Source organism: Streptomyces sp. SID3212 (assembly GCF_009865405.1).
In the GTDB taxonomy this organism is placed as follows: Bacteria; Actinomycetota; Actinomycetes; order Streptomycetales; family Streptomycetaceae; genus Streptomyces.
Genome location: NZ_WWJY01000161.1, coordinates 1 through 1,764 on the forward strand (window position 1 = coordinate 1; position 1,764 = coordinate 1,764).

The 1,764-nt window shown below is 74.3% G+C and carries 2 protein-coding genes; both read right to left on the reverse strand.

Going from position 1 to position 1,764, the window contains the following annotated elements; translation table 11 throughout:
• A partial coding sequence (locus GT042_RS04385) for a WYL domain-containing protein (RefSeq protein WP_161307366.1) occupies window positions 1–891 on the reverse strand: 891 nt, incomplete at its 3' end.
• A gap of 284 nt (window positions 892–1,175) precedes the next feature.
• Window positions 1,176–1,764: tetratricopeptide repeat protein (locus GT042_RS04390; protein ID WP_161307367.1), on the reverse strand; the 589-nt coding region annotated here is incomplete at its 5' end.

A 1,764-nucleotide genomic window follows, 5' to 3' on the forward strand; every position in this document is an offset into this window, starting at 1 on the left:
CGGCGGGGAGACGATCCGGCCGTCCCCGCCCAGCCGCAGCGCGAGACGCCTCAGCGACGCGGGCGCGGGGGTCCGCAGGGTGATGCGCAGCCCGCCGTCGGGCAACTCCTCCGCGCTGTCGTGGGGGTAGTACTCCGCCACCCACCGCCCGCCGGGCCCGACCTCGACGACCACCTCGGGATCGTCCGCCGACGGCTGCACCAGCCCCGCCGACAGATCACGCAGTTCCAGCTCCGGGGGCGCCGCCGGGGCGTCCAGCAGCTTGATCTCCGCGACCCGGTCGAGGCGGAACGTACGCCGGGCCTCGGAAAGCCGGCACCACGCCTCCATGTACGTGTGCCCGACCGCGAACAGCCGGATCGGATCGACCTCACGCTCCGTCAACTCGTCGCGCGCCGGGGAGTAGTAGCGCAGCCACAGCCGCCGCCGCTCGGAGATGGCCCGGTCGACCTCGGCGAACACGCCGCCCTCCGACTCGAACGTGACCGACAGCCGGGAACTGGCCCCCGCCACCTCCCCCGCCGCCGTCTCCAGCTTGGCGGTGGCCCGCAGCAGCGCCTGCCGGTCGCCCTCCCGCAGCCCCGGGAGCGTGGCGACCGCACGGGCCGCGACCAGCAGCGCCGTCGCCTCGTCCGCCGCGAGGCGCAGCGGCTCCGCCACGTCGTCCGGGTTGTGCCACCAGATCCGGTCGCCGTCGGTGTCGATGTCCAGCAGGTCGCCGCCGCGGAAGCTCGTCCCGCACATGGGCAGCACGTCGAGGTCGGAGATCAGCTCGTCCTCGGTGATGCCGAAGGCGCGGGCGACATCGCTGACGTGCGCGCCGGGACGCTCCCGCAGGTAGGTCACCAGCGAGAGCATCCGCCGGGTCTGGTCGATGGCGTTGGCTGCCATGGTGTACGCGTTCCCCTCAGGCCATGTCGATCGGATCTTGCCGGGCCCATCCGGAGCCGGGCCCCGGCCTCAAGGCGGCCCAACTCGCCGCCCTGGAAGGCCGCCAGCCGTACGGGACCGGGCATCCGCGCTGCCGATGACAGAGCCGGACGGACGCGGCGCGATCGGGCTGGTTCCGGGCCCCGATCGCGCCGCGTCCGTCCGGCGGCATGTCCTCAAGCGTGTCCTGGAGCGCGCCCCGGAGGATGTCCTGGGGCGCGTCCTGGAGCATGTCCTGGAGGGTGCTACACCCCGGCCCGCTCGCCCCGCAGGCAGGAGGCGCGGTGGGCGCGGGCGTCCTCGTCGTCGGTCTCCGCCAGCACCGCCTCGAAGTCGCTCGCGGCCTCGGCGAAACGGCCCGCCGCCTCGTACACCAGACCCCGGTTGTAGCGGATCTCGATGCCGCCGCCGAGCCTGATCGCCCGGTCGAAGTCGGCCGCCGCCGTCTCCAGATCGCCCGCGCCGAAGGCGATCTCCGCCTTGACCGCCCACGCCTCCGACAGGTCCGGGTCGCTCGCCAGGGCCGCGGCGAGCGCGTCGAGCGCGGAGTCCGCCTCGCCCCGCTCGGCCAGCAGCCGGCCCTTGAGGGAGAGCAACTGGGCGTGGCCGGGCTCCAGTTCGAGACCCGTCGCCACGTCGCGCAACGCGGCCTCCTCGTCGCCCAGTTCGGCGTGCACCCCCGCCCGGTTCAGCAGCGCGTCCGTGTTGCGCGGGTCGAGCACGAGCGTACGGTCGAACTCGGCGAGCGCGCCGGTGATGTCGCCCAGCTCCAGCCGGGCGTCCCCGCAGTTGTAGTGGCCCTCGGGGAACGGCGGTTCCAGGGTCAGCGCGTGC